General features: G+C 56.9%; 28 protein-coding genes. 17 read left to right on the forward strand and 11 right to left on the reverse strand.

All coding sequences use genetic code 11. From position 1 onward, the window contains the following. Window positions 1-5: 5 nt before the first annotated feature. Window positions 6-944, reverse strand: a complete 939-nt coding sequence (fabD, locus tag GS614_RS03785; protein WP_171725539.1) for an ACP S-malonyltransferase — start codon at window positions 942-944, stop codon at window positions 6-8. A gap of 174 nt (window positions 945-1,118) precedes the next feature. On the opposite strand from fabD, the gene GS614_RS03790 reads away from it, so the two are divergent. After that, a complete protein-coding gene (locus GS614_RS03790) occupies window positions 1,119-2,345 on the forward strand; it encodes a cytochrome b/b6 domain-containing protein (RefSeq protein WP_171725540.1) in 1,227 nt (408 codons plus the stop codon). Window positions 2,346-2,405: 60 nt separating this feature from the next. On the opposite strand, the gene GS614_RS03795 is transcribed toward GS614_RS03790, so the two are convergent. Together GS614_RS03795 and GS614_RS03800 are read right to left on the reverse strand one after the other, a co-directional pair. Beyond that, on the reverse strand, window positions 2,406-2,978 hold the full coding sequence (locus tag GS614_RS03795) for a YceI family protein (protein WP_152458333.1): 573 nt from the start codon (window positions 2,976-2,978) through the stop codon (window positions 2,406-2,408). 125 nt (window positions 2,979-3,103) lie between these two features. Further along, complete coding sequence (locus GS614_RS03800; RefSeq protein WP_171115365.1) at window positions 3,104-3,622, reverse strand: hypothetical protein; 519 nt, start codon at window positions 3,620-3,622, stop codon at window positions 3,104-3,106. Between the two features lie 283 nt (window positions 3,623-3,905). Here GS614_RS03800 and rpsF point away from each other — a divergent pair, with 283 nt between their 5' ends. From rpsF to GS614_RS03830, 6 genes are all read left to right on the forward strand, one after another. Then, on the forward strand, window positions 3,906-4,259 hold the full coding sequence (gene rpsF / locus GS614_RS03805; RefSeq protein ID WP_152458335.1) for a 30S ribosomal protein S6: 354 nt from the start codon (window positions 3,906-3,908) through the stop codon (window positions 4,257-4,259). Between the two features lie 28 nt (window positions 4,260-4,287). Then, complete coding sequence (gene rpsR / locus GS614_RS03810) at window positions 4,288-4,515, forward strand: 30S ribosomal protein S18 (protein WP_005608650.1); 228 nt, start codon at window positions 4,288-4,290, stop codon at window positions 4,513-4,515. Window positions 4,516-4,527: 12 nt separating this feature from the next. Then, on the forward strand, window positions 4,528-5,148 hold the full coding sequence (gene rplI, locus GS614_RS03815) for a 50S ribosomal protein L9 (RefSeq protein WP_152458336.1): 621 nt from the start codon (window positions 4,528-4,530) through the stop codon (window positions 5,146-5,148). A 158-nt stretch (window positions 5,149-5,306) separates the two neighbouring features. Then, a complete protein-coding gene (locus GS614_RS03820) occupies window positions 5,307-5,792 on the forward strand; it encodes a lytic transglycosylase domain-containing protein (RefSeq protein ID WP_171167611.1) in 486 nt (161 codons plus the stop codon). A gap of 236 nt (window positions 5,793-6,028) precedes the next feature. Continuing rightward, window positions 6,029-6,730 carry an autoinducer binding domain-containing protein gene (locus GS614_RS03825; RefSeq protein ID WP_152458337.1) on the forward strand — a complete coding sequence of 234 codons (702 nt, stop codon included), beginning with the start codon at window positions 6,029-6,031 and terminating at the stop codon, window positions 6,728-6,730. A 107-nt stretch (window positions 6,731-6,837) separates the two neighbouring features. After that, window positions 6,838-7,692 (forward strand): acyl-homoserine-lactone synthase, encoded by an 855-nt coding sequence (locus GS614_RS03830; RefSeq protein WP_171115359.1) that lies wholly within the window; start codon window positions 6,838-6,840, stop codon window positions 7,690-7,692. Between the two features lie 100 nt (window positions 7,693-7,792). Here the strand turns inward: GS614_RS03830 and tig are convergent, their stop codons facing one another. The 3 genes from tig to GS614_RS03845 all read right to left on the reverse strand — a co-directional run bounded on the left by tig (window position 7,793) and on the right by GS614_RS03845 (window position 12,343). After that, entirely contained in the window at window positions 7,793-9,124 is a 1,332-nt protein-coding gene (tig, locus tag GS614_RS03835; protein WP_171725929.1) for a trigger factor, read from the reverse strand. A gap of 184 nt (window positions 9,125-9,308) precedes the next feature. Next, window positions 9,309-10,433 (reverse strand): porin, encoded by a 1,125-nt coding sequence (locus tag GS614_RS03840; protein ID WP_171204968.1) that lies wholly within the window; start codon window positions 10,431-10,433, stop codon window positions 9,309-9,311. Window positions 10,434-10,741: 308 nt separating this feature from the next. Continuing rightward, a complete protein-coding gene (locus GS614_RS03845) occupies window positions 10,742-12,343 on the reverse strand; it encodes an NAD(P)H-hydrate dehydratase (protein ID WP_171725541.1) in 1,602 nt (533 codons plus the stop codon). 171 nt (window positions 12,344-12,514) lie between these two features. Here GS614_RS03845 and GS614_RS03850 point away from each other — a divergent pair, with 171 nt between their 5' ends. The 5 genes from GS614_RS03850 to GS614_RS03870 all read left to right on the forward strand — a co-directional run bounded on the left by GS614_RS03850 (window position 12,515) and on the right by GS614_RS03870 (window position 17,039). Then, window positions 12,515-12,853, forward strand: coding sequence for a P-II family nitrogen regulator (locus GS614_RS03850; RefSeq protein WP_152458342.1), 339 nt, complete (start codon window positions 12,515-12,517; stop codon window positions 12,851-12,853). A 41-nt stretch (window positions 12,854-12,894) separates the two neighbouring features. Continuing rightward, a complete protein-coding gene (glnA, locus tag GS614_RS03855; RefSeq protein ID WP_152458343.1) occupies window positions 12,895-14,301 on the forward strand; it encodes a type I glutamate--ammonia ligase in 1,407 nt (468 codons plus the stop codon). A gap of 126 nt (window positions 14,302-14,427) precedes the next feature. Then, the gene (locus GS614_RS03860; protein WP_171231419.1) at window positions 14,428-15,075 is read left to right on the forward strand and encodes an MSMEG_1061 family FMN-dependent PPOX-type flavoprotein; all 648 of its coding nucleotides are present in this window, start codon (window positions 14,428-14,430) and stop codon (window positions 15,073-15,075) included. Window positions 15,076-15,141: 66 nt separating this feature from the next. After that, window positions 15,142-15,930, forward strand: a complete 789-nt coding sequence (locus tag GS614_RS03865) for a lytic transglycosylase domain-containing protein (protein ID WP_171204971.1) — start codon at window positions 15,142-15,144, stop codon at window positions 15,928-15,930. A 197-nt stretch (window positions 15,931-16,127) separates the two neighbouring features. Further along, window positions 16,128-17,039, forward strand: a complete 912-nt coding sequence (locus GS614_RS03870) for a hypothetical protein (RefSeq protein WP_171115347.1) — start codon at window positions 16,128-16,130, stop codon at window positions 17,037-17,039. Window positions 17,040-17,075: 36 nt separating this feature from the next. On the opposite strand, the gene GS614_RS03875 is transcribed toward GS614_RS03870, so the two are convergent. Then, window positions 17,076-17,819: a DUF3445 domain-containing protein gene (locus tag GS614_RS03875; RefSeq protein ID WP_171725542.1), complete on the reverse strand. Its 744-nt coding sequence runs from the start codon at window positions 17,817-17,819 to the stop codon at window positions 17,076-17,078. Between the two features lie 123 nt (window positions 17,820-17,942). Here GS614_RS03875 and dddP point away from each other — a divergent pair, with 123 nt between their 5' ends. Then, window positions 17,943-19,286: a dimethylsulfonioproprionate lyase DddP gene (dddP, locus tag GS614_RS03880; protein ID WP_171725543.1), complete on the forward strand. Its 1,344-nt coding sequence runs from the start codon at window positions 17,943-17,945 to the stop codon at window positions 19,284-19,286. 10 nt (window positions 19,287-19,296) lie between these two features. On the opposite strand, the gene GS614_RS03885 is transcribed toward dddP, so the two are convergent. Beyond that, window positions 19,297-19,491 (reverse strand): hypothetical protein, encoded by a 195-nt coding sequence (locus GS614_RS03885; RefSeq protein ID WP_171725544.1) that lies wholly within the window; start codon window positions 19,489-19,491, stop codon window positions 19,297-19,299. A 274-nt stretch (window positions 19,492-19,765) separates the two neighbouring features. Here GS614_RS03885 and GS614_RS03890 point away from each other — a divergent pair, with 274 nt between their 5' ends. Continuing rightward, window positions 19,766-20,980, forward strand: a complete 1,215-nt coding sequence (locus GS614_RS03890) for a bifunctional alpha/beta hydrolase/OsmC family protein (RefSeq protein WP_171725545.1) — start codon at window positions 19,766-19,768, stop codon at window positions 20,978-20,980. A gap of 30 nt (window positions 20,981-21,010) precedes the next feature. Here GS614_RS03890 and GS614_RS03895 read toward each other — a convergent pair whose 3' ends face one another. From GS614_RS03895 to GS614_RS03905, 3 genes are all read right to left on the reverse strand, one after another. Further along, complete coding sequence (locus GS614_RS03895) at window positions 21,011-21,340, reverse strand: hypothetical protein (protein WP_171725546.1); 330 nt, start codon at window positions 21,338-21,340, stop codon at window positions 21,011-21,013. A 10-nt stretch (window positions 21,341-21,350) separates the two neighbouring features. Next, complete coding sequence (locus tag GS614_RS03900; RefSeq protein WP_171614391.1) at window positions 21,351-21,911, reverse strand: hypothetical protein; 561 nt, start codon at window positions 21,909-21,911, stop codon at window positions 21,351-21,353. A gap of 174 nt (window positions 21,912-22,085) precedes the next feature. Continuing rightward, window positions 22,086-22,418 (reverse strand): hypothetical protein, encoded by a 333-nt coding sequence (locus GS614_RS03905; protein WP_171328003.1) that lies wholly within the window; start codon window positions 22,416-22,418, stop codon window positions 22,086-22,088. An 88-nt stretch (window positions 22,419-22,506) separates the two neighbouring features. On the opposite strand from GS614_RS03905, the gene purB reads away from it, so the two are divergent. From purB to GS614_RS03920, 3 genes are all read left to right on the forward strand, one after another. Further along, on the forward strand, window positions 22,507-23,811 hold the full coding sequence (gene purB, locus GS614_RS03910) for an adenylosuccinate lyase (protein WP_171228076.1): 1,305 nt from the start codon (window positions 22,507-22,509) through the stop codon (window positions 23,809-23,811). Window positions 23,812-24,185: 374 nt separating this feature from the next. Continuing rightward, the gene (locus GS614_RS03915; protein WP_171115327.1) at window positions 24,186-24,728 is read left to right on the forward strand and encodes a tetratricopeptide repeat protein; all 543 of its coding nucleotides are present in this window, start codon (window positions 24,186-24,188) and stop codon (window positions 24,726-24,728) included. 96 nt (window positions 24,729-24,824) lie between these two features. Continuing rightward, the gene (locus tag GS614_RS03920) at window positions 24,825-25,898 is read left to right on the forward strand and encodes a flagellar motor switch protein FliG (RefSeq protein WP_371809386.1); all 1,074 of its coding nucleotides are present in this window, start codon (window positions 24,825-24,827) and stop codon (window positions 25,896-25,898) included. Window positions 25,899-25,910 lie beyond the last annotated feature (12 nt).

The raw sequence follows: 25,910 nt of genomic DNA on the forward strand, positions 1-25,910 counted from the left end.
TGAGCTTACGATTCGGCCTGAATGGCCTTTTGAACATCTTCCGGTGTGCCCACAGCCTTGCCTGCAATGGCACGATCGATCTTGCGGATCATGCCGGACAAGGCTTTGCCAGCACCGATTTCCCACGTTTCAGTCACGCCCTGCGCGGCCATGAACTGAACGCTTTCACGCCAGCGAACCGACCCCGTCACCTGTTCCACCAGCAACTGACGTATCAGATCCGGATCACTGACGGCTTCGGCGCGCACATTGGCCACCAAAGGCACGGAAGGCGCGTTTATCTCGACGGCAGCAAGCGCTTCCGCCATGACATCTGCCGCAGGCTGCATCAGCGCACAGTGAAATGGAGCACTTACAGGCAACATAACAGCACGTTTTGCGCCTTTTTCTTTGGCAATCTCGGCGGCACGCTCGACAGCGGCCTTGGAACCGGACACAACGACCTGGGTTGGATCATTGTCATTGGCAGCCTGACAGACCTGTCCCTGCGCGGCTTCCTCTGCAACGGCGCGCACCGCCTCCAGGTTCAATCCAAGAATGGCCGCCATTGCGCCCTCGCCCACCGGTACGGCACTTTGCATCGCAAGACCGCGGGTGCGCAGCAAGCGCGCGGTGTCCGCAACCGACAAAGCCCCCGCAGCCGCAAGGGCCGAGTATTCACCTAAGGAATGACCCGCCACGAAAGCCGCCTGACCAACCGAAACGCCTTCGGCTTCCAGCGCACGCATTGCCGCCATGGATGTCGCCATAAGAGCCGGCTGGGCATTCTGAGTCAGCGTCAACTCGGCGATGTCGCCTTCCCAGATCACGCTGCTCAGCTTCTCTCCCAATGCCTCGTCCACCTCATCGAAGACGGCCTGCGCCGCCGGATAGGCATCGGCCAGTGCTTTGCCCATACCGATGGTCTGGGCGCCCTGCCCCGGAAAAACGAACGCGAGTGTCATTGCAACCTCATGGATGATGTCAGGTTGCGGCGGGGTGTAAACTGACTGATCGTCTGGCACAAGCATTGCCTGTGTTCTGCATTCTGGCACCTTGGCTGTGCACAAGCGCTTACTTGTGCCGACTTCCGATAACCTTAACTTGGGCGCAGCACAGAATCTCGGAGCGTTGCACCCATGGCCTCGACCAATTCCTTCTCAAGTTACGGAAGTGTCGCAAAGACGTTTCACTGGCTCACCGCGTTGCTGATCTTTACGGCCCTGCCGCTCGGCTGGATCGCGGACAACCTGGCCCACGCCGTATTGCATGCCTCCACAGCCCCAAGCGAGGCCGAAATCGCACGCGCGGCGCGCATGTTCTCATTGCACAAAACCGTAGGCGTCACCGTGTTCTTCGTTGCTTTGGCTCGGATAATGTGGGCCTTCACGCAAACCAAGCCCGGCCTGCTGAATGCCGACAACAAGCCCGAGGCTTTTGCCGCCGAAACTGTCCACTGGCTTCTTTATGGGTCACTGGTGCTTGTGCCACTGACCGGTTGGGTGCACCACGCCGCAACCGAAGGGTTTGCTCCAATCCTCTGGCCCTTCGGCCAAAACCTGCCTTTTGTACCGAAATCAACCATTGTGGCCGAGGTGACAGGCGTTCTGCATTGGCTGTTCATGTGGACGCTCGTCGGCGCGCTGGTCCTGCATGTTGCCGGAGCGTTGAAGCATCACATCATAGACAAAGACAGCACGTTGCGCAGGATGTTGCCGGGTGGGTCAGATGCACCGGAGCCTCCGCACCAGCATCATTCCCTTGTGCCCGCCGTCGCCGCAGTGGCCGTTTGGGCGCTTGTCCTCACCGGCGGCTGGGTCTCTGGCGAATTTGCGCGTGAGGCCGACGATGATGACGCCGACGTCCAACTGGCCGAGGTGCAATCAGACTGGCAGGTTCAGAACGGCACCCTTTCCATCACGATTTCCCAATTGGGCAGCCCGGTCACCGGCTCGTTTTCCGACTGGACAGCCGCAATTGCTTTTGACGACCCGGCCGAGCCTGGTCCGGCCGGGTCCGTCGAGGTCACGATCGCAATAGGTTCTCTCAGCCTCGGAACCGTAACCGAACAGGCCATGGGTGCGGATTTCTTCAACAACGCCCAGTTTCCGACGGCCCAGTTCGCGGCTGACCTTTTCAAAACCGAAAGCGGATATGAGGCACGCGGACCACTGACAATCCGCGACAAGACGATCGATATCGTACTACCGTTTTCACTGGAGCTTCAGGACGACACCGCGACCATGACAGGCTCGGTTGATCTGAACAGGTTGGATTTCGGCATCGGCGCATCGCAGCCCACCGAAGATTCGCTCGGCTTCACCGTCACCGTCGCTGTGGAACTCGCCGCGTCCCGCAGTCAGTGATGCCAAAAAATACCGCCGGCGACAGGATCACCGGCGGTTTTCGTGTTCGTTGCCTCGCGCTTATTCGGCTTTTTGCGCTTCGACCGAGATCTGCACCTGCACTTCGTCGCTGACAAACGGTGCGAACTGGCCCAGATCAAATTCACTGCGGACAAGGGTCGTGGTGGCGTCGAAACCGGCCCATGGCTTGTTCGCCATTGGATGGGTATCAACCTTGTTCAGTTTGGCATCCAGAACAACGGATTTGGTCACGCCGTTCATGGTGAGGTCGCCGGTGATCTTGGCAGTGTTTTCACCGGTCACTTCGATACCCGTCGAGGTAAAGGTGATCAGATCGCCCTCGGTCGCACCAAAGAAATCCTCGGTCATGAAGTGATCTTCGCGCGGCTTCCAGCCGGTGAACATCTCCAATACCGGCATCGACACGCTCACGCTGGAGGCGGCGGGATTTTCCTGATCAAACATGATCTCGCCCTCAAAGCCCGAGAACATGCCGGTTGTGGTTGAAAAGCCCAGGTGGTCATAGCTGAAGACAACCTGGCTGTGGCTCGGGTCCAGCACGTATTTCTCGGCGCTGGCGAATGCCGTGGTCGCCGATACGGCCAGTGCAGCAGCAAGAAGGGTGGATTTCATAACAATCTCCGCGTTTTTGTGAACGCAACCCGGCAGGGTTGCTCACAAACAAAATGTGCCGCCTGTCGGCGGCACACAACCTTTTTCGAGTCACAACATCTGTTCCTTTTTGAACAGAATAAAGTTCAGCCGAAAATTGTTACGCTCTTGCTCAGTTGCCCTTTCAACGCTCGGCTGACATCCGCCGATTCAAGGGGCAGCTTCATCAAAAGGCTCCCATCTACATCAAACAAGTGGACTTCGTTTTCTTCAAAACGTGCACCACCCAGCGATTCATAGCTGCGGCGCAGCACCGTCTGAGGGCGTCCGTCTTCGTTCTTTTGCAGAACACGGACTTCGCGGCGGATCGGGTCGAAATAGGCATCCGGGCGCTGATCAAGAACTTCAATTGTCAGCAAACTGACACCGACGATCAGAAACAGCATGGACGCCACCATCTTGATCGGCCAGACATCTGCGCCAACGATCGAACCCGGCATCAGCCACATCGAAAACGCCGAAAAGATCAGAAACGCTCCGGCCAACCGCGCCAGGATCAAACGGGCCTTCCAGTTTGGCGCGAAGGCAATCATTACCGGCACCGAATGCTCAAAGCGCGAGCCTGCCGCCTCTTCCCGGTATGTGTTTGTATTGGTCGCGGTCATAACACTTCACCTTTTATCAGGTTACTGTCGAATTTCTGTTTGGTCCGGGTAACGTCCGGTATGCAAAACAACTTTGAGCCGAAAAGCGTCAGCATTTGGGCGGCCCAAAGGAAATTGGGCGGCGTCTCAAAGGCATATGTGGCGGGGCTTGCTCCTGCGGTTCAAACGTGTATACGGGGCCATCCTTCGCAATCAGATGAATCGCGCAGCCTCTCGTGGCAGGGTCGCGAAGGACCGGATGGCCCCGCCTATGAAATGCGCCTTGACATAAACAGGAGTGCACATGCCACTGTATGAGCATGTAATGATCGCGCGTCAGGATCTGTCCAACGCGCAGGCGGAAAGCCTCGTCGAACATTTCGGCACCGTTCTGGCTGACAACGGCGGCAAGCTGGTTGATAGCGAGTACTGGGGCGTCAAGACGATGGCCTACAAGATCAACAAGAACCGCAAGGGCCACTACGCCTTCCTGAAAACCGATGCGCCCTCGGGTGCGGTTCAGGAAATGGAACGCCTGATGCGCCTGCATGATGACGTCATGCGCGTTTTGACCATCAAGGTCGACGGTCACGAAGACGGCCCGTCGGTTCAGATGCAGAAGCGTGACGAACGTGGCGACCGCCGCGAGCGTCGTTGATCACTGCCTGAGGAAAGGACACTAAACCATGGCCGCAAAACCATTTTTCCGCCGCCGCAAGGTCTGCCCGTTCTCGGGTGAGAACGCGCCGAAAATCGACTACAAGGACACCCGTCTGCTGCAACGCTACATCTCTGAGCGCGGCAAGATCGTTCCTTCGCGCATCACCGCCGTTTCGGCGAAAAAGCAGCGTGAACTGGCCCGTGCTATCAAGCGCGCCCGCTTTCTCGCCCTGCTGCCCTACGCCGTGAAGTAAGGAGAGACTGATATGCAAGTTATCCTGCTGGAACGCGTTGCGAAACTGGGTCAAATGGGCGACGTCGTTGACGTCAAGCCCGGCTACGCCCGCAACTTCCTGCTGCCTCAGGGCAAAGCTCTGAGCGCCTCGGACGCCAACATCGCGTCGTTCGAAGCCCAGAAAGCACAGCTTGAGGCACGCAACCTGGAAACCAAGAAAGAGGCTGAAGCACTGGCTGAAAAGCTGGACGGACAGCAGTTCATCGTGATTCGCTCGGCATCGGATGCTGGCGCTCTGTACGGCTCGGTCACCCCGCGTGACGCCGCAGAGGCTGCAACCGAAGCTGGTTTCACCGTCGACAAAAAGCAGGTTGTTCTGGTCAATCCGATCAAGGAACTGGGTCTGCACTCGGTTGCAGTCAAGCTGCACCCCGAAGTCGAAGTTGAAATCAAGATGAACGTGGCGCGTTCGGAAGAAGAAGCCGAACTTCAGGCCTCGGGCAAATCGATCCAGGAACTGGCCGCCGAAGAAGAAGCAGCCGCTGAATTCGAGATCGCCGAACTGTTCGACGACATCGGCTCGGCCGCATCCGAGGACGAAGAGCTGGCTGCGGAAGCCGCTCCTGCCGAGGAAGACGAAGCCAAAGCCTGATCCGGCAAGGTTTCAAGCAAAACAAAGGCCGTGCTTCAGCGCGGCCTTTTTTTTCTTGTCTCCGAGCCAAACCAGCAAATTTTAGCCCAACTCCATCCATAATCTTGCAGCCAAATACTCAGGCCATATCATTGCAACTCGAAACCCCGGAGAAACGTATGCCCCTGTTCACCCGTCGCAATCTCATGGCACTCTTACTGACAGCCCCGTTGGTTGCCTGCGGTGCAGGAGAAGTATCCAAGGCGGAGACACAACAATTCAATCCTCCGCTCTATCCAAACGAAACGCCGGAACTTCGCGCGTCGATCAACAAATGGGCGGACCACTACGAGCTTCCGCGAGAGCTTGTTCACAAGCTTGCTATTCGTGAAAGCACGCATCGCCCCTGGGCGGTCAACCGACCCTATTATGGGTTGTTGCAAATCCTCCCGGCCACCGCGCGATCCATGGGATACACCGGAAACGCCAAAGGCTTGTTGGACGCGGACACCAACCTTGAGTTCGCCGGGAAATACCTTCGTGGCGCCTGGCTTTTGTCTGATGGCAACCAGGATCGGGCCATATTTCTTTATGCCAAGGGCTTTTACCCCGAGGCCAAAGCGCGCGGATTGTTGGTGGAAACTGGGCTGAAACCCGCCAACTGACGGTGATTAGCGTCAGAAAGCCGCGTGAAATTAGCACTTTTTGCCGAATAGTGACAAAAATGTTCTATTGAATGTCTCATTATTTGGAATTGCGCAGACAATTAGTACCTCGCCTTGTCATGTTTAGGAAAGTATGGTGTTCTGGCTCGGTGAGGTAAACGGGTTCCACTCTGTGTTATATGCATGCTCGACGACACCATCGGGCTGTAAGATGGGCCGCAGCTGGTAGGCACCACATGGAAATTGTCGATCTGAGCACTCTGCCGGATTCAGAAGTTCGATACACCGAATTTCTAAGGCAAATCTGTGAGAAGCATGATATGGATCATGCTGCTTATGCTGGCATGAACCCTGCTGCCGGCACGGTTGCCGGCTTTGTTACCTATGACGACGCCTGGAATGAGCACTACCAAAACCAGGGTCTGATCATGATTGATCCGACCATCCATATGGCCCGCCGCAGCATCGCGCCAGTGGATTGGAGCCGACTTGAGCGCAGCCCCGACTTCCAACGTGTATTCCGGGATGCCCATGATTTTGGATTGCCAAACCAAGGCGTTACAATTCCCGTGCGCGGTCCCTACGGAGATATCGGCCTGCTGAGCGCAACGCGCAATTGCAGCAAAGAGGAATGGCGCAAGCTATACACGCATGTCATCAGTGACTTGCAATCGATGGCAGTGCACATCCATGACAATGTGGTTTCCTCAGACGAATTGACCAGCGCGCTGTATCATCCAACACTTTCCAGACGTGAGACAGAGATCTTGCAGTGGGTTGCAGCAGGGAAATCGCAACAGGACATCGGCGATATTTTGTCCATTTCACACCGAACCGTAGAAGTGCACTTGCGTTCCAGTCGAGAAAAGCTTAGTGCGCTGACCACCCCTCAGGCCGTTGGCCGGGCGATTGCAATTGGGCTTATTACCCCAAGTTAAACAAAAAAAACGCAAAATTTCGCCAAAATACGGGAAACCCCCAATAGAAAAATCCCCTGTGTCCGGTAACGTCTAAGTTACCGAACAACCACTCGAAGGGGGAAGAAATGATCATCGTGGTAGATGGCCTGAACAGACATATGTTCAGCGAAGTTCTTGATGAAATGTTCGAGTTGAGAGCAAGAGTTTTTGGCGAACGCCTGGGATGGGACGTCAACATTGAAGATGGCAAAGAGATCGACGAGTTCGATCACCTGGACCCGGCATATGTAATCGGACTCGACGATGAGGGGAATGTCGTCGCAGCCGTGCGTGCCCTCCAGACCACCGGACCACACATGTTGTCGGATGTCTTCTCGGCTATCCTTTGCGGCGAAGCACCACTTCGCAGTGCGACCATGTGGGAATCTACCCGCTTCTGCGTCGACACGCAACGGCTCACGCGTGGCAAAGAAAAGAACTCGGTCTCCTACGCGACTTGCGAGTTGATGATCGGATCTTTGGAATATGCGAAAAATGCAGGTATTCAGGACATCATCACCGTGATTGATCCGGTTATGGATAGGGTGTTGAAGCGTTCGAATTGCGCGCCTTACGACTATGTCGGTAAGACAGTTCCAATGGGTAAGGTTCACGCATTGGCCGCTCTGCTGGACTGCACCGAAGAACGCATCGCCGGCCTGCGTGAATTTGCGGGCATTCACGACGACGTCTTTATGGACGAAGAAGAAGCGTTAGCTCTGTTCGCCGCTAAGAAAGCCGCAGCACAGAACCCCGCGAACCAGGATCACAAACCACTCACCGATCTCGAGAAATATTTTGTGGAACAGATGAGCGCCGCAAAAACAGAAGCTGAACGGCAGGATGTCCTCAAGCTGATCGAAGCGCTCACGGATACGTTCACGCCAGAGCAAAGAACCGCTCTTTTGGAAACCCCCCGTGCTTTTGCTCATGAGGCCTGACCCCCTCACCTCATAGATTCAAAAGCCACCCATGCGGAGCCGTCTGATTGCAGGCGGCTCCGTTTTTTGTCCCTTCTTCTGACGAAGGGAAGGAAGAGGATTACTCCTCTTCCAAAGCGTCAACGGCTTTCTTAAGGTCATCTTTGCTGACTTCCTTGTCAGTGACCTGAGCCAGCTCCAAAACGTAATCCACAACCTTGTCTTCAAAGATCGGCGCGCGCAGCTGCTGTTGCATCTGTGCGTTCTGTTGAACGAACTCGAAGAACTGACGTTCCTGACCCGGGTACTGACGTGCCTGGTTCATGATCGCCTGCGTCATCTCGGCGTCGGTAACTTCAACCTCGGCCTTCTGGCCCAGTTCAGCCAGCAACAGGCCCAGACGCACGCGGCGCTCGGCCAGCTTGGTGTGCTCGTCCGTGGGCTCGATCGGGTCATGGTCGTGGCCCTCGACTTCTGGGTTTTCTTCGTGCCACAGTTGATGCGCAATCTGCTTGGCTTCGGCTTCAACCAGCGACGGCGGCAGATCGAACGACACCTTCTCGTCCAGCGCATCCAGCAAAGCGCGCTTGATCACGGCGCGCGATGCACCTGCATATTCAGCTTCCAGGCGCTCTGCGATCTGGCTTTTCAGGGCTTCAAGATCTTCGGCACCGAATTTTTTAGCCAGTTCGTCGTTCACTTCCGCAGCAACCGGTTCTTTGACTTCCTTGATGGTGCAGGTGAAAACAGCGTCTTTGCCAGCCAGATGCTCGGCGCCGTACTCTTCAGGGAACGTGACGTTGACGTCTTTTACTTCTTCGGCTTTCACGCCAACCAGCTGCTCTTCAAAGCCGGGGATGAAGCTGTTCGAGCCCAGAACCAGCGGGTAATCCTCGGCCGAACCACCTTCGAATTCCTCGCCGTCAACCTTACCGACGAAATCGAACACGATCTGGTCGCCGTCCTTGGCTTTTGACCCCTTGCGGCGCGCTTTGAAATCCTGAGCGGTTTCCGCCAGATTGTTAAGAGCTTCCTCGACGGCTGCTTCATCAGCCTTGACGATCAGCTTTTCCAACTCGACCGATTTCAGATCAACTTCCGGGATCGCTGGCAGCGCCTCGTAAGACATGGCGACTTCTACGTCATCGCCTTCTTTCCAGTCCTCATTGGTCATCTTGACCTCGGGCTGCAGCGCAGGGCGATCACCACTGTCTTCGAAATGCTTGTTCATGGCGCCGTCGATGGTTTCCTGCATCGCCTCGCCCAACAGGCGCTGGCCGAACTGCTTTTTCAGCAGCGCCATAGGCACCTTGCCTTTACGGAAACCTTTCATTTCGATTTCCGGCTGCGCTTCGGTCAGCTTTTCATTGACCTTTTCGTCCAGCTCGGCTGCTGACACAACGATGTTGTAGCCACGTTTCAGACCTTCGTTCAGCGTCTCGGTAACCTGCATTATGGTAGTCCCCATAGGATTCGGGGCGCGCAAAACGGGCGCGCCGGGCAAATTTGAAGCCTTCTATTTGCCCTGCCGCCCGCGTGCAAGGGGCAAAGGCTGAATCCAGTGGTATTTGATCGCCAAAACCGCAAAAAAGAACGCCCCGGAAACCGGGGCGTTCGCGCTTGTTCCAGCCAGACAATCAGAACTTCCAGCGTGCGCCCAGAACCCATGCTTCGTTGTTGTCAAAGGATGTGCCGTCATCGAAATCGTGGTTGCGGTATTTCAGATAAACATCCGTGTTGATCGGCTCGACTTTCTGCACGACCGCGATACCCCATGCTTTGGTGTCAGAACCGTTGCTCTGGAAATCCGAGCCATCATAATAGTCGATACCGACGCCGGTCTTGCCCCAGGACACCCAGTTGCCTTCGTACGAGATCTTACCATACCAATAGTTCGGATCCGTGGCACCGGCTTGATCATCGTCGCGCGTACCGCCCGCAATCGTAAAGCCCAGGCCGCTGGGAAGCAGGACAGAAGCAGAACCGATCGTATCTTTGCGATCCCCCGAATTGTTATCCCGGTCTCTTACCGAATAGGCAACGGCTGCAGCGAATTCCACACCACCGGCAAAGGTGTTTTCATAAAACAGGCCGACGTCATAATAGTCGTCGTCGTCGCTGCTGGACAAAATGTTCTGACCATATGCGAATCCGGCGGAAAACCCGTTGAACGACGGCGTATCATACCGCACACGACCACGCCGCGCGCCGTCAAAGTTGCTGGAACTGTCACCAACCGTAATACCGCTCAGCATACCGGTCGTGTCCCGATAGAAGAACCCTGCATTTTCATCGTTGGTAAACGAATACAGCGCGGTTCCGACATATGACAGATCAACTTCTGCGGCGCCATCAGCGACCATGCTGCCCTGACCTGCCGAAAACTTGCCGTAGCCACCTTTCAGCGAAAAATCCACGTGGCGAATGTCTTCGCGATTCCAACCATCTGCGTTGGTTCCGAATTGATCGGCAGACGCCGAACCCGGCAGGCCAAGGCCTGACTCAAACCAAAATTGGAATTCGTTGCTTCCATATGGCTGCACAAGACGCAGGCCAACACGGCTGTTCGACAGATCGTTGTCGAGTACACGGGTCTCGGTATCCTGTCCGTCATCCACCGAGATCAAGGCGGGGTGCAGTTGTCCATACAGCAGCACATATCCGCCACTATTGTTTTCGTATTTCATTTCCGCCACAGCCGGGATGGCGGTCGTCGCAGTCAGAACAGCGGCTACTGATATCGGTTTGATGTTAAGGGTCATTTCACTCACCATGAAAGGTTCGGGGTTCAGGTACTGTCCAATTGTTTACGAACTGCGAGCGTTCCAGTGGTCCGCATTCACTCCCTCGCAAGCATTGCAAATTCGCAACATGGCATGTCGAAAAATTGGTTATTTTTCATTTTATTTCATACAGTTAAAAATCCATTCGAAAATCCGCAGCTCAGTGTGCAAATAAATTGTGACGTCCAGCTATGCATCTGGCAAACATTCGGTCTGCATTGATGTGAACCTTGACGGCGGATTTCCGCCGACTCGCCGGGAATTGAGCCGTTCCACGCCCAACAAACTCAAATATTCAACTTTCTGAAAACCTCCGGCACCTGTTCCGGCAAATCTTCCGCGATCAAACCCGGCCCGAACTGGCGCGCGCACTCCACATGCAGCCACGCCGCAGTTTCCACCGCCTGCATCGGTGCCAAACCTCGCGCCAACAAACCTGCGATGAACCCTGCCAGCACATCGCCAGACCCGGCCGTCGCCAACCATGGGGCCGCTCTTTCGTATACGGCCAAGTTGACCACGCACCGGCCATCCGGCACAGCGATCACCGTGTCCGGGCCCTTGAACAGAACCACGCACCCAGCCCGCTTTGCGGCAGCACGCGTCGCATCCACCTTGGAAAACGCCGGGCCGTTGGCCAGTTGCTCGTTCATTTGCGCGGCAATGTCAGGGAACAACCTTGCAAATTCCCCGCCATGCGGCGTCAGTACGCATTTGTCGTGCAATCGCGCGATCAGGGCGCCGGGATCCTCTGCAAAAGCTGACAAAGCATCCGCATCCAACACGGTCGCCCGCCGTGCAGCTAGGACAATCGGCACCAGCGCCCGCGCCCGCTCGAATCCCAGCGCAGGCCCAAGGCAGAGTGCATTCAGACGCGTATCCTCAAGTGTTTCAGACAATCCATCAGCCCCATCAACCCGCTGCAACATGAGGGCCGTGATCTGACTGGCCACCTCCATCTGCGCAGACGGCGGCACGCCCAGCGTCACCAGCCCCGCTCCAACCCGCAAAGCCCCCCGCGCCGCCAAACGCGCGGCCCCTGTTTTGCCCGCCCCCCCAGACAGGATCAAAGCATGACCATGTGAGTATTTGTGGCCAACCGAAACTTTCGAAAGCTTCACCCCGTCAGCCTCGGTCGTGTGAACGATCTGACCGTCTTCCAGTGTTTCAAGCCCGATCGACTTGGTTCGGACCGTCCCGCAGGTCACCGGACCATCGCACAGAACATGCCCAAGCTTCTTGCTGTGAAACGTCACCGTCATATCCGCAACAATCGCCTGACCAAGAATGCGACCACTGTCGGCGCACAAGCCGCTTGGCGCGTCAATTGAAACGACCTTTACGCCTCGATCTCGCAGCAGGTCTCTGACCGGCGCATTGGCCAACATGGAAAACGCCCCTGCAAATGGCCGGGTGAGACCCGTGCCAAAAACCCCGTCGACAACCAGATCAATGCTCTTTGGAAACCCAAGAAAATCATCCGCCAACGGGGCGGAGTCGACAGCGAAGACGCGAACCTCGTTCTTTGCCCCCCATCTCTCATAATTCACTCGCGCATCCGGAGGCAGCTTTTCCGGGTCTCCATAAAGGAACACCTCAACCGCCCACCCCTGCTTCTGCAAAAGCCGCGCCACGACAAACCCGTCACCCCCATTGTTGCCCGGTCCGCACAGCACCACTGCGCGCAGCGGATCCTCTTCATCTGGCCCTAAATATCCCGGGGAGCGCGAGGGGCTGGCCCCTCGCCTGTCCAACACGGGCCATTCTTCGAAAACCGCGTCAACAACACCCCGCCCGGCCCGCTCCATCAGCTCCAGACCGGTCACGTCACCAGACTTGATGGCGGCCTGCTCAATGGCCCGCATCTGTGCCGCTGTCAGCAATTCCATCCTTTCACCCCTTGCTCGATTCAATTTTGATTACTTTTTGTGCAAGTCGCTCAAAAAATAGCATACAGCCGTTTTTCAAAGCACCCCGACCCGCACGATATCGCAATCACATTGCCGCCCGATCTTAGACGTGATCACTGCCCCTGAGACAACCATTCAAGGTGAGCCGGGATGAAAAAGATCGAAGCGATCATCAAGCCGTTCAAACTGGACGAAGTGAAAGAGGCATTGCAGGATGTGGGCGTCCAGGGCCTCAGCGTCATCGAGGTCAAGGGTTTCGGTCGCCAGAAAGGCCATACCGAATTGTATCGCGGCGCGGAATATGTCGTCGATTTTCTACCCAAGGTAAAGGTCGAGGTCGTATTGGACGACGACCAGGTCGACGCCGCGATCGAAGCCATCGTATCGGCCGCCAAAACCGACAAGATCGGAGACGGCAAGATTTTCGTCTCGCCCGTCGACCAAGCCATTCGCATCCGGACCGGCGAGACCGGCTCGGAAGCACTCTAACTCACAACATTACTGACACATCTATCAGAAGGACCAAGGGAATGAGCGCAGACGCAGTTCTCAATACAATCCGCGAAGAAGACGTCGCATATGTCGACATCCGCTTCACCGACGTGCGCGGCAAACTACAGCACGTCACGGTGGACGTCGATCTGGTCGACGAAGACTTCCTGGAAGAAGGCTTCATGTTTGACGGCTCGTCCATTGCAGGCTGGAAATCGATCGAAAACTCGGACATGAAACTGATCGCCGACACGACTTCGGCTTACATCGACCCGTTCTATGCGGAGAAGACACTGTGTCTGCACTGCTCGATCGTTGAGCCCGACACTGGTGAAGCCTATGGCCGCGACCCGCGCGGAACCGCGCAGAAAGCCGAAGCCTACCTGAAGTCCAGCGGTATCGGTGACGTTGCCTATATGGGTCCCGAAGCTGAATTCTTCCTGTTCGATGACGTTCGTTTTTCCAACAGCATCAATAAAGTATCTTTCGAAGTTGATGCAACGGATGCGTCGTGGAACACCGACACCGAATACGAGATGGGCAACATGGGCCACCGTCCGGGCGTCAAGGGCGGCTACTTCCCTGTCAACCCCATCGACGAAGCGCAGGACCTGCGTTCGGAAATGCTTTCGACCATGAAACGTCTGGGCATGAAGGTCGACAAGCACCACCACGAAGTGGCCTCGTGCCAGCACGAGCTGGGTCTTGTCTTTGACAGCCTGACCAAGCAGGCCGATGAGCTGCAAAAATACAAGTACGTCATCCACAACGTAGCACACGCCTACGGCAAATCGGCCACTTTCATGCCCAAGCCGGTCGCAGGTGACAACGGCACCGGCATGCACGTGAACATGTCGATCTGGAAAGATGGCAAGCCGCTGTTCGCTGGCGACAAATATGCCGACCTTTCGGACGAGGCGCTGTACTTCATCGGCGGCATCCTGAAACACGCCAAGACCCTGAACGCCTTCACCAACCCGTCGACCAACAGCTACAAGCGCTTGATCCCCGGGTTTGAAGCCCCCGTTCTGCGAGCCTATTCGGCACGTAACCGTTCGGGTTGTGTGCGTATCCCATGGACTGAAAGCCCCAAAGCCAAACGTGTCGAGGCGCGGTTCCCCGATCCGTCATCCAACCCCTATCTGGCGTTTGCCGCCCTGCTTATGGCTGGCCTGGACGGTATCAAGAACAAGATCAACCCCGGCGAGGCGATGGACAAGAACCTGTACGACTTGCCCGCCGAGGAACTGGCCGACATCCCGACCGTCTGCGGCAGCCTGCGTGAGGCTCTGGAAGCTCTGGCATCCGATCACGACTTCCTGCTTCAGGGCGATGTGTTCACCAAAGACCAGATCGACGGTTACATCGCACTTAAGATGGAAGAGGTGGAAACCTACGAGCACACGCCGCACCCGGTGGAGTACGGCATGTACTACAGCTGCTAAGCTGAGTACGGAAACGATTTGGCAGGGCGCCCCTTCGGGCGCCCTTGTCATTTCTGCCCACACGGTTTGACGCGCCGCCGTTGATCCAACAAACTGGTGAGAACACTCCCGACCGGAGACGACAGCATGCCTTGCGATACCTCACCTTTCTCGAAATTCACAAACCTTGTGACCTCCGAACAGGAGCTGAGGAGGATCTCTGGCCATCCTCTGCCACAGATCACTGCCAAAGAGGTGTCTTCACTCGATCAGATGTGTCGCGATTTCATAGCGACCTCGCCATTTTGCCTGATCGCTTCGGCCAACACGGATGGGCATCTTGATGTTTCACCCCGTGGCGACCCGCCCGGCTTTGTTCAGGTGCTGTCCGATACCCTGATCGCGATCCCGGATCGGCCGGGAAACAAACGCGTGGATACGTTTCACAATGTTCTCAAAGATCCGCGCGTCAGCGTCCTGTTCTTTGTTCCGGGCAAGATGGAAACGCTCCGCATTCGCGGCACGGCCCGCATCTGTGCTGACCCCCGTTTGCTTGAAACCATGGCCATTGACGGGCACCCGCCCAAACTGGCGCTGCTCATCCATGTCGCGACAGCATTTGCACACTGTCCCAAATGTGTAATCCGCGCACATCTGTGGCAACCCGAAGACTGGCCGGATTCGACCCATCTGCCAAATATGAATGCGATGATGGTGAAACACGCCCGCATCAATGCCACGCCTGAGGAATGGTTCGAAACGCTCAGGAAAAAGGGCGAGTTGGACCTTTATTAACCGCTTTGCCCAAGACGCAGCCCACGCTAGGCTAACCGCAGATTTCAATTCCATCGGATTACGCCCATGTTTCGCCTTGCCACCATTCTTGCCCTTTCCCTGACGTCCCCGGTTCTGGCCGCACCCTGTGGCAACACCAGCGCAGGATTTGAGGCGTGGAAGGCCGATTTTGCCAAACAGGCACGCAAGGCGGGAGTGAAAAAGAAAGGTCTGCAAGCGCTGTCCCAGACACAATATGCCACGCGCACCATCGCCGCGGACCGCAATCAAAAAAGCTTCAAATACTCGCTGGACAAATTCATGCGTGTCCGAGGGGCCGATACTATTGTCGCACAGGGGCGCAAACGCAAAGCCGCCAACCCGAACTATTATGCCGCCTTTGAGCGGCAATATGGTGTTCCTGCGGGCGTTCTGATCGCCATTCACGGCATGGAAACCGGCTTTGGCAATTTCATGGGCGACAGTCAGGTTGTTTCCGCAATCACAACACTGGCCTATGATTGTCGCCGGTCAGAGTTCTTTATTCCCCACGCAATTGGGGCACTGAAACTGGTCGACATGGGTAGTATCACAATGGCGACAAAAGGGGCAAAACATGGCGAACTGGGCCACACGCAATTCCTGCCCGGCAACGCCCTGACCTATGGTGTCGATGCTACGGGCGACCGGCGCGTGGACTTCTACAACATGACGGATGCACTGGCCTCAACCGCCAATTTTCTTCGCAAGAAGGGGTGGAAACCGGGGCGCGGTTATCAACCCGGAGAACCAAATTTTCGCGTCTTGCAGCAGTGGAATGCTGCCTCGGTCTATCAGCAATCCATCGCAATAATGGCTGCCCGAATCGACAATTAGCCCCGCCGCACCGGCACCACGCGCCGCACCTGATTTCGCCACATTTCCGCCACAGTGACAAACAAAAGCCTTTAGTTGCTTGGTTTCCAAAGCGTAACCAATCGCTAGGAAATTTCACTTTTTTGCATTTTTCGCCAAATTCTCTCCAAGATGGGGTGCTAGTCTTTGAATAACAGAACGCAGAAAAGGACGGGGCAGTGGCTCGGAAGCACAGCTACCATGGCGGCCTGCAATTTGATGGCGACGCAACCGGCGCAATAGAGCGCTTTGGATCCATCGTTGCCACGACGCTGGAAGACTACGGTCATCTGGTCGAGCGCAAGGCCCTGCTCAGCGCGACCGAGGCCAGCATCGTCTCGAGCCAGTATCTTGTGCGGATGACTCTGGATACAGGCGCCTCCGGGCAGCAGGACCGCTACGAGCGCATGGATCGCGCCGCAGGGTTGAAAACCATAACAAAGCCCCGCGTGTCGCATCCCCAAAACAGGTTGGTGCTGACAATTACGCCAGTCTCGCCACTTTTGGACGACGCCGAGATTTCGGAACTGATGCTGGTGGTCACTCTGTATCGCATGGTCGATATCTGTTCGACCCGACGGGTTGAATGGTTGTCGCCGCACACGGTTCTTACAGTCGAGCACTTCATGAGCGCCTTTGACACCCTGACACCAAGCCGAACAACGCGGGATCGAAAGCAGATCTTTCAATCACTGACCGGACAGTTCGCCGGGATGCAGCAGTCTGAACAGGATGACACGATCACTGCCCTACACTCTCCTGCCGCGCGTCCAATTCAACTGACCGACGAACAATTGCTCAGCATCGCGTTCCGAAGCGACGAGGCAGACCTGCCCACCCAGATGGACGCAGGTGCGGCCATCGCGGATGATGATGACAAGCCAAGCGACATCCTGCGCCTTAGTAGTTGGTGCATGACCGGAGTTTTGGCCAGCATTTCAGCGCCAATTGCCGTATCGATGGCCGCAGTCAACCTGATCCGGGGCGAGGATTTCCGCCTGAACACACAGGTGCTTGTGCTCACATTCGCCATTGTCGCGCTGAACGCCAGCAACGCGTTGGCTGATGTAGCGGGTGCCTTGGGCATGTAAAAGAATTATCGAAGACCCTCCTAGGAGGCCCCGCCATCAGGCGGGGTTTTCCGTTTTTGGGATCGCGTTTGCGGCCAGAACGTATGTGTGGATGGAAAACACGACCGCGTTGGATTTCGGCAAACGCAACAACGTCTGCCGCTCGCTTCGCAGATAAGACGCCTGACGCCGGTCCCGTATTTCGCGCGGCTCACTGGCACTGCGAGGTTGGAACAACTCCGGGTCTTCGTACCACAGGGCGTTGAAGCGCCACAGCGGGCGACCGGGTTGAATACCGTCAAACAGCCTCTGTACCCGTTTCGCGACATTGGCGTCATAGCTTTCCACGGGCACGTGGATATCAATCAGCGGCCGCATGAATTTCTCGGACAAGCGCCAACTGGCAGGAAAACACAGAATGGCACCCGTCAGAACATGCTCATTTCCCCGTTTCTGAAGAATGCAGAAGTCCTCCTGCACCAGCCTGCACAGCGTATCAAGCGGTCGGTCGCGGTCGATCGCGACGGATATACCATCCGGCCTTGCGGCCTCTGCCCCGGCCGTGGGATATGTCTGCATCAGCACCAGATCCAGCAACTCTTGCGCGGCAGGTTTGGCCCCAGGATCAAGCGCAAGAACATCGTCGCGCCGTTCAGCCAGAATTTCTTCGCGACGCCGCATCTGGTCGGCAAAAGCCTCATCCTGATGCAGCCAGTTTTCCATGGTTGCCGGTTGAATACCCGGCAAAGCGCGTGGGTTTTCGACATCATACGGGATCTTGTTTTGCAGAATACGAGTCATGCCGGGGGCTTAGCATGCGCAGCTTTTCTTGTCGGTCGAAAACGACAACCTCGCCGTCGCATTTTTCTCAGACGATTGGTTGTGGCGGATGAATTGTAATTGGAACAAGCAACGAGGCCAGCCATGAACCAGCACTACCGAGACGCGCGCAAGATTGACCCCAGCCGTGGCACGACATTGGGCGATGGTACGCCAAACGAAAATGACCGGATCGAGATTGGTCCGACGCAGCTTGCGTTTGACGAGTGGGCCGCTGCGGGGCTGGAACTTCCCAATCTGGCACGGATGCGGGAACACCGCTGGAAGAGGCTGACACAGGCCATCGTGGACCGCGGCTATGGCGGCTTGCTGATTTTTGATCCGCTGAATATCCGCTATGCCACCGACAGCACGAATATGCAGCTGTGGAACACCCACAATCCGTTTCGGGCGGTTTTGCTGTGTGCAGATGGCTATATGGTGATCTGGGATTACAAGAACTCCCCCTTCCTCAGCACCTTCAACCCACTTGTGCGCGAGCAGCGCTCGGGCGCTGACCTGTTTTACTTCGACCGGGGCGACAAGGTTGACGTTGCCGCAGATGTGTTCTCGAACGAAGTACGCGTACTGATCGAAGAACACGGCGGCGGCAATATGCGCCTGGCGGTCGACAAGATCATGCTGCACGGATTGCGCGCGCTCGAGGCGCAGGGGTTCGACATCATGGAAGGCGAAGAACTGACCGAGAAGACCCGCGCCATCAAAGGGCCTGACGAAATCCTGGCCATGCGCTGCGCCAGCCATGCCTGCGAAACTGCGGTTGCCGAAATGGAACGGTTTGCCCGTGCCAATGTCGTCGACGGCAAGACCTCGGAAGATGATATCTGGGCTGTCCTTCACGCCGAAAACATCAGGCGTGGCGGTGAATGGATCGAAACCCGTCTGCTGGCTTCGGGCCAGCGGACCAACCCGTGGTTTCAGGAATGCGGCCCGCGGATCACCCAGCAGAACGAGATCATCTCGTTCGACACTGACCTGATTGGTTCTTACGGGATTTGCATCGATATTTCCCGCAGTTGGTGGATTGGCGATCAGAAGCCACGCGAGGACATGATCTATGCCATGCAGCACGCCCATGAACACATCATGACCAATATGGAGATGCTGAAGCCCGGCGTGATGATCCCGGAACTGACCGCAAATTCCCACAGGCTGGACGAGAAGTTCCAGGCGCAGAAATATGGCTGTCTGATGCACGGCGTCGGGCTTTGCGATGAATGGCCGCTGGTTGCTTATCCAGACAAGGCGGTTGAAGGGGCCTACGATTATCCGCTGGAACCCGGAATGGTCTTGTGTGTCGAAGCCTGCGTGGGCGAAGTGGGTGGCGATTTCAGCATCAAGCTGGAGGATCAGGTTCTCATAACCGAAGACGGATATGAAAACCTGACGAAATACCCCTTCGATGCCCGGTTGATGGGGCTCGAGTGAGGCAGGCGCCTCATTCTGACCAATGAGACCGGCGCACGTTGCCGTGCCAGTCTTCGACAGTTGGACTTGCCTGAGCCTGCGGCCCGCTGAAAACTGCGGGCCGGGATTGCCCGACGGCAAAACCCACGAGGCCAGCCAGAACAATCGCCATGACTGTACCGGGAAGTTTCTTTGGAAGGTGTGCGGCAGCGTCTGCATGTGCCATCTGCGTCTCCTTTATCAATTGCTGTAGGCCGTAGATGGGCCTGATTGCGACATAAGTGAAACGAATGTTTGTTCGGTTTTGCATCACACACATTGATGGAGCGCCAAACACCCCCAATTAGCGGCCGCGCCTGTCACCGCCCGGGGCATCTTTCGGATTGCAAGGCGTTCGCTTGGTTCTCACCTTCCCGTGACGCGTTTGACATAAGGGTTGTGACCCGGCGGGCTTGACCACAGTATTGGGGATGTTTCCCCGAACCGTTCAAGGAGCCGACATGCCCACGGAACGCATCACTTTTGCCGGACATGAAGGCAGCCAATTGGCCGCGCGGCTGGATTTGCCGGATGGTCCGGTCCTTGCAACAGCCCTGTTTGCCCATTGCTTCACCTGTTCCAAGGACATACCTGCGGCCCGGCGCATTTCGGCCCGCCTGGCGGCCATGGGAATTGCAGTGCTTCGGTTCGACTTTACCGGCCTGGGTCATTCCGAAGGAGAATTCGCCAACACGACTTTCACGTCGAATGTCGAGGACCTGATCTCGGCCGCGCAATATCTGGCCGGACGAAACATGGCCCCTGCCCTTCTGATCGGTCACTCGCTTGGCGGTGCGGCGGTTTTGCGGGCGCGTGCCGGAATTCCGTCGGTCAAGGCTGTGGTCACCTTGGGCGCACCGGCGGATCCCGGCCACGTGTCCCATCATTTCGAGGAAGCCCTGCCTCAGATCGAACAGGAGGGCAGCGCCAAGGTCACCTTGGGCGGGCGCCCGTTTCGAATTGGCAAAGCGTTTGTGGATGACATTGCGGGATCGGCCCTGTCTGCCTCGATCGCTGATCTCAAGGCCGCTTTGCTGATCCTGCACGCCCCTCGGGACGAAACGGTCAGTATCGACAACGCAAGCACCATCTTTCTGGCTGCAAAGCACCCAAAAAGCTTCGTCACCCTCGACGATGCCGATCACCTGATCACACGGGCCTCTGATGCTGAATATGCCGCGGATGTCATCTCGGCTTGGGTCTCGCGCTATCTGAAGCTTTGCCCGCCCGCGCCGCCCCCGGGTGCGCCGGAAGGTGTCGTTCGCGTAACAGAAGCGGATCCGAATGGCTTCATGCAGGATATTCAGGCAGGCCCGCACCATCATGCGGTTGCAGATGAGCCTGCCTCTTACGGCGGCACGGATAAGGGCATGTCGCCTTATGGCTTTGTCTCATCCGGCCTCGGCGCCTGCACGTCCATGACGATAAGGATGTACGCGCGCCGCAAAAAATGGCCGCTGACCAGTGTCAGCGTCGATGTCTGCCATGACAAAGTTCATGCTCAGGATGCCGGTTTGGCAAATGAGGGTAAAGTGGATCAGTTCCGCCGCAAAATCCGCCTGAACGGCCCGCTTGATAAGGAACAAAAACAGCGCCTGCTGGAAATCGCAGACAAATGCCCGGTTCACCGGACACTTGAAGGCTCGGCGCATATCACAACCGAACTTCTTACCTGAGAAAAGGCCGCCGGACAGGCGGCCTTTTGATTATCTGCGGCGTGGTGCCGGGCGATGGATCGGTGGCCGCGCGGCAGGTGGCCGGGCCACCGGGGGCCGCGGCCGCGCAGGAGGTTTGGCAACCGGTGGATTCGGACGCTCGGGACGCACGGGCCGATCAGGTCTATCTGGGCGGTCCGGGCGGTCGATATCAACATTCACATCGACATCGCGATAGTAATCGTTCCACAGCATCGAGTCATAGAACGGGTCATACCCGTATCCGACGCCGACCGTTACGCCGTCACAGGCCGACAACGTCATAGTTGCAGCCCCCAGCCCCAATGCAAGGGAAATCCGTTTGATCAGTCCAATGCGCATCTTGCCCCCCTTACAGAAGCGACCGGAACGACGCGAAAACGGCGTTCAAATCTTTGGCGAAATCCGGGTCTGCCCCGTCCCGCAGGATGGCAACAGCTATGGCGACACGGTTGCGCGGCAAATCAATGACAGTGGCCGTGAAGTTCACCCCCTTGCCATCGCGGCGCCCCGTCCCCCGAAAGACCCGGGCGGGCAACCCGCCGATGCGGATGTCGCTGGTGCTGGTAAGGGTCGGGTCTTTGACCAGAAACTTGTCGATGTCCTGCAAGTAGCGGACCCCATCCTGAATGGTTGCAACCCCTGAAGGTGAAACAAACCCCATCCAGACGTTGTCGTCCGTTACGGGGCGCAGCCCCATGACCCGAGCCACCGCACGCGGATCATCCAACCCGGTGTCTTCGATCTCACGCGGGCCGCCAGTGCGCAGCACCCAGAAATCGGGCACGTCGAATCTAAACAGAGCGCGACCATCCTCGGTATATGTCACCGGAGTGTCGGCCAGTGCTGATCCTGCCTCACCCAGCCAGACAGCGGCGCAAGCGGCAAGAATTGGAGATGATAATAAACGCATATCTCAATAACCTGATGATTTCTTCGCCCTCAGCTTGACCGCTGAAAGCGCGACTTGTCCAGCACTGCGTTGCAAAGACCCAGGAAAACCGCGTTCAGGTATTTCCCTTCCCCGCACATGACGCCTGACTCTTGCAAGCATCACGCCCCAGTTTTTCAGACAAATACATGAGTTCTATTTCGCATAGACCCCGACGGTCTGGCCGCCCGCATCATCAACGAAACGGATCGCGTCCCCGTTTTGCCAGACGTCATAGCAGGCCCACAAATCGGAAGGTGGCCATGTCGAGCAGTATTGATCCCCTCTCACCGCCCAGCGCCCGACACTGGGCCCGCCCGAGAAATACTGCGTGGTCATGCTGGCTTCGAAAACCTGCCAAACACCCGCGCCGTATTCCAGCTTCTTGCCGGCCAAGGCTGACAGGATTTCCTCTCCGGACAATTTCTGGAAGTCTCCGGCCGCCAAAACACCCGGCCAAAGGGCGAAAATCAGGGCAAACCGTCTCATACCTGTTCTCACATCTTGTTCCCTTGCGCACAGGCGGCTAAACCCCGCGCCAACGCCTCATCCCAATCACATAAAGGTGCTGCCGCCAATGATTCCCCGTTATTCCCGCCCTGACATGGTTGCCATCTGGTCGCCCGAAACGAAGTTTCGCATCTGGTACGAAATCGAGGCGCATGCCTGCGATGCCATGGCCGATCTGGGCGTGATCCCGCGCGAGAATGCAGAAGCCGTCTGGAAAGCCAAGGACGTGGAATTCGACGTCGCCCGCATCGACGAGATCGAAGCCGTCACCAAGCATGACGTCATCGCATTCCTGACCCATCTCGCCGAACACGTCGGTAGTGAAGAGGCCCGGTTCGTGCACCAGGGCATGACCAGTTCAGACGTGTTGGACACCTGCTTCAACGTCCAGCTGACGCGCGCGGCCGACCTTTTGATCGCCGATCTCGAAGGGCTTTTGGCAGCGCTCAAGCGCCGTGCGTTTGAACACAAGGACACCGTTCGCATCGGCCGCAGCCACGGCATCCACGCAGAGCCCACGACAATGGGTCTGACCTTTGCCCGGTTCTATGCCGAGATGGACCGCAACCTGTCCCGTATGCGCGACGCCCGTGCGGAAATCGCAACCGGAGCCATCAGCGGCGCCGTCGGAACATTTGCCAATATCGATCCCGCCGTCGAGGAACATGTCTGTGACAAACTGGGCCTTGTGCCCGAACCGATCAGCACCCAAGTGATCCCGCGTGATCGCCATGCGGCCTTCTTTGCGACGCTTGGCGTCATCGCCAGCAGCATCGAAAACATCGCCATCGAAATCCGCCACATGCAGCGGACCGAGGTTTTGGAGGGCGCAGAATTCTTCTCGATGGGCCAGAAAGGCTCGTCCGCCATGCCGCACAAGAAAAACCCGGTACTGACCGAGAACCTGACCGGGCTGGCTCGCATGGTACGCGCGGCAGTGATCCCGGCAATGGAGAATGTCGCGCTCTGGCATGAACGCGACATCTCGCATTCCTCGGTCGAGCGCATGATCGGTCCGGATGCCACGATTACACTGGATTTTGCGCTGGCCCGTCTGACAGGCGTGATCGACAAGATGCTGATCTTCCCCGAAAACATGCTGGAAAACATGAACAAATTTCCCGGTCTTGTCATGAGCCAGCGTGTTCTTCTGGCTCTGACCCAGGCAGGGGTCAGCCGTGAGGACGCCTATGCCATGGTCCAGCGCAACGCGCTGAAGGTTTGGGAACACCGCACCGATTTCAAACAGGAACTGCTGGCGGACGCCGATGTAACTGCCGCGCTCAGCCCCGAAGAAATCGAAGAGAAATTCGACCTCGGCTATCACACCAAACACGTTGATACGATCTTCGCCCGGGTATTCGGCGAATAACGTAGGTCTCGACGCCGCCTTCCCACGGCCCGGTCTGCATTTCACAGGCCGGGCCTTGTTTTTTGCCAGACCGCCCGAAATCGGTTATTCTGTGGATGATTTTTTGGGGAGAGGCACCATGATCCGTACCGTTCTTTGCTCACTTGCACTTGTTTGTGTGGCATCTGCCAGCTTTGCGTGCAGCGGGCATTCCAAGCAGACGCAATCCTGCGCGCCCGGCACAACCTGGGACACTGAAACGCAAAGCTGCGCGAAATCCGTCAACAGCTGACGAATTTCTGTCCGACTTGTGAATAAAAGCAACCGTTCCACTGTTAGCTTTTTTGTAGATCGCACTATGATTTTGTGAGCAGCCCCGAGAACGGAGTAAGAATATGCGCCTTTTGTTAGCTTCAGCCCTCGCTTTGCAGGCCTTCGCCTTTGCCCCGGTGGTCCACGCCGCAGGCGGCGACAGCAGCAGCCCGCCGAAACCGACGAATACGACCAAGAAATGTTTGTTCGGTCGGGTCTATGACGAAGCCAGAGGCCGGTGCGTCAAACCCAACAAAACCAACCTGTCGGAAGATCAGCTTTACGACGCCGTCCGCGAACTGGCCTATGACGGGCAATACGGGCACGCGCAGGATATCCTGCGGATCATGGATCAGGACGACGACCGTGTGCAGACCTATTGGGGCTTTACCTACCGCAAGATGGGCGAGCTGGAGCTGGCGAACGTCTTTTACCAGAATGCCATCAATGCCAATCCCGACAATCTTCTGGCGCGCAGCTACATGGCGCAAGGCTTTGTAACCGAAGGCAAAACCGATCTGGCAATCGAGCAATGGCGCGAGATCAAAGCCCGCGGCGGCGAAGGGACCTGGGCCGAGACATCTCTGCGCGAGGCCATCCGGACAGGGTTGACCTACAGCTACTGAGCTTCAGGGTTATTTAACCCAACTCCCGTTAATCTGCCCGTGGTTCGGGAAATTTGGCACTACGGGCAGATGCAGGACACAAACGCTTTGATACAAATGGCAAATGGGGGATCTGCCCCACTTGCCGCAGGGGATGAACACGCGCCGCAAGTTGTTCCGCGCGCATTGACCGGTCGGCAAAAAGCGGCCGTTGTCGTGCGCCTTCTGTTGAACGAAGGCGCCGATGTTCCACTTGAGGAATTGCCAGACGACCTGCAAGAGACATTGACCCATCAACTTGGTCAAATGGGCCTTGTCGATCGCGTCACTCTAGGCGTGGTGGCCCAGGAATTCAGCGACGCTCTGGACAATGTCGGGCTTGCTTTTCCACATGGGCTTGCAGGTGCACTGGATGCGATGAACGGAAAGATCGCACCATCGACGGCCGCGCGCCTGCGCAAGCTTGCCGGGGTGCGCCAAATCGGCGACCCTTGGCAACGCCTGCGTGACGTACCCGTTGAGGATCTTGCCAAAATGGCTCAGTCGGAAAGCATCGAGGTGGCGGCCGTCATGCTTTCAAAGATGGATACCGCACAGGCGGCGCAGATGCTGGCCCATATGCCGGGCCCGGTTGCGCGGCGCATTACCTATGCCATCTCGAAAACAACAAATGTCACCCCCGAAGCGGTTGAACGTATTGGCTGGTCGCTGGCCGCGCAACTGGATCAGCGGCCTGCTCAGGCTTTCGACAATGGTCCCGACGCACGCGTGGGCGCGATCCTGAACCAGTCGGCGGCCGCAACACGCGACGACTTGTTGAACGCATTGGACGAGGACGATGCCGAATTTGCGGATCTGGTACGCCAATCGATCTTCACTTTTGCCCATATCCCAAGCCGTATCGCGGCCCGCGACGTTCCCGCCATCCTGCGTGAAGTGGAACAGCCGGTTCTTGTCACCGCATTGGCAGGTGCCGCCGCAGATGATGACAAGGCATCCGTTGAATTCATTCTGTCAAACATTTCGTCCCGCATGGCCGATAATCTGCGCGAGGAAATGGCCGAACGTGGGCCCGTCAAACAATCGGAAGCCGAAGATGCCATGACACAGGTCGTGGCCGCCGTTCGCGTTCTGGTCGATGCCGGGTCCATTGTTCTGATCGAAAACGATGACGAGGAAGATGCAGCCTGACCCCGCGAACCC

Origin of the sequence: Ruegeria sp. HKCCD6604, assembly GCF_013110635.1 — a bacterium.
GTDB lineage: Bacteria > Pseudomonadota > Alphaproteobacteria > Rhodobacterales > Rhodobacteraceae > Ruegeria.

Excerpts from the sequence above, each read along its gene's own strand:
- fabD (WP_171725539.1), bottom strand. The coding sequence starts at position 944 with ATGACACTCGCGTTCGTTTTTCCGGGGCAGGGCGCCCAGACCATCGGT.
- GS614_RS03790 (WP_171725540.1), top strand. The coding sequence starts at position 1,119 with ATGGCCTCGACCAATTCCTTCTCAAGTTACGGAAGTGTCGCAAAGACG.
- GS614_RS03795 (WP_152458333.1), bottom strand. The coding sequence starts at position 2,978 with ATGAAATCCACCCTTCTTGCTGCTGCACTGGCCGTATCGGCGACCACG.
- GS614_RS03800 (WP_171115365.1), bottom strand. The coding sequence starts at position 3,622 with ATGACCGCGACCAATACAAACACATACCGGGAAGAGGCGGCAGGCTCG.
- rpsF (WP_152458335.1), top strand. The coding sequence starts at position 3,906 with ATGCCACTGTATGAGCATGTAATGATCGCGCGTCAGGATCTGTCCAAC.
- rpsR (WP_005608650.1), top strand. The coding sequence starts at position 4,288 with ATGGCCGCAAAACCATTTTTCCGCCGCCGCAAGGTCTGCCCGTTCTCG.
- rplI (WP_152458336.1), top strand. The coding sequence starts at position 4,528 with ATGCAAGTTATCCTGCTGGAACGCGTTGCGAAACTGGGTCAAATGGGC.
- GS614_RS03820 (WP_171167611.1), top strand. The coding sequence starts at position 5,307 with ATGCCCCTGTTCACCCGTCGCAATCTCATGGCACTCTTACTGACAGCC.
- GS614_RS03825 (WP_152458337.1), top strand. The coding sequence starts at position 6,029 with ATGGAAATTGTCGATCTGAGCACTCTGCCGGATTCAGAAGTTCGATAC.
- GS614_RS03830 (WP_171115359.1), top strand. The coding sequence starts at position 6,838 with ATGATCATCGTGGTAGATGGCCTGAACAGACATATGTTCAGCGAAGTT.
- tig (WP_171725929.1), bottom strand. The coding sequence starts at position 9,124 with ATGCAGGTTACCGAGACGCTGAACGAAGGTCTGAAACGTGGCTACAAC.
- GS614_RS03840 (WP_171204968.1), bottom strand. The coding sequence starts at position 10,433 with ATGACCCTTAACATCAAACCGATATCAGTAGCCGCTGTTCTGACTGCG.
- GS614_RS03845 (WP_171725541.1), bottom strand. The coding sequence starts at position 12,343 with ATGGAATTGCTGACAGCGGCACAGATGCGGGCCATTGAGCAGGCCGCC.
- GS614_RS03850 (WP_152458342.1), top strand. The coding sequence starts at position 12,515 with ATGAAAAAGATCGAAGCGATCATCAAGCCGTTCAAACTGGACGAAGTG.
- glnA (WP_152458343.1), top strand. The coding sequence starts at position 12,895 with ATGAGCGCAGACGCAGTTCTCAATACAATCCGCGAAGAAGACGTCGCA.
- GS614_RS03860 (WP_171231419.1), top strand. The coding sequence starts at position 14,428 with ATGCCTTGCGATACCTCACCTTTCTCGAAATTCACAAACCTTGTGACC.
- GS614_RS03865 (WP_171204971.1), top strand. The coding sequence starts at position 15,142 with ATGTTTCGCCTTGCCACCATTCTTGCCCTTTCCCTGACGTCCCCGGTT.
- GS614_RS03875 (WP_171725542.1), bottom strand. The coding sequence starts at position 17,819 with ATGACTCGTATTCTGCAAAACAAGATCCCGTATGATGTCGAAAACCCA.
- dddP (WP_171725543.1), top strand. The coding sequence starts at position 17,943 with ATGAACCAGCACTACCGAGACGCGCGCAAGATTGACCCCAGCCGTGGC.
- GS614_RS03885 (WP_171725544.1), bottom strand. The coding sequence starts at position 19,491 with ATGGCACATGCAGACGCTGCCGCACACCTTCCAAAGAAACTTCCCGGT.
- GS614_RS03890 (WP_171725545.1), top strand. The coding sequence starts at position 19,766 with ATGCCCACGGAACGCATCACTTTTGCCGGACATGAAGGCAGCCAATTG.
- GS614_RS03895 (WP_171725546.1), bottom strand. The coding sequence starts at position 21,340 with ATGCGCATTGGACTGATCAAACGGATTTCCCTTGCATTGGGGCTGGGG.
- GS614_RS03900 (WP_171614391.1), bottom strand. The coding sequence starts at position 21,911 with ATGCGTTTATTATCATCTCCAATTCTTGCCGCTTGCGCCGCTGTCTGG.
- GS614_RS03905 (WP_171328003.1), bottom strand. The coding sequence starts at position 22,418 with ATGAGACGGTTTGCCCTGATTTTCGCCCTTTGGCCGGGTGTTTTGGCG.
- purB (WP_171228076.1), top strand. The coding sequence starts at position 22,507 with ATGATTCCCCGTTATTCCCGCCCTGACATGGTTGCCATCTGGTCGCCC.
- GS614_RS03915 (WP_171115327.1), top strand. The coding sequence starts at position 24,186 with ATGCGCCTTTTGTTAGCTTCAGCCCTCGCTTTGCAGGCCTTCGCCTTT.
- GS614_RS03920 (WP_371809386.1), top strand. The coding sequence starts at position 24,825 with ATGGCAAATGGGGGATCTGCCCCACTTGCCGCAGGGGATGAACACGCG.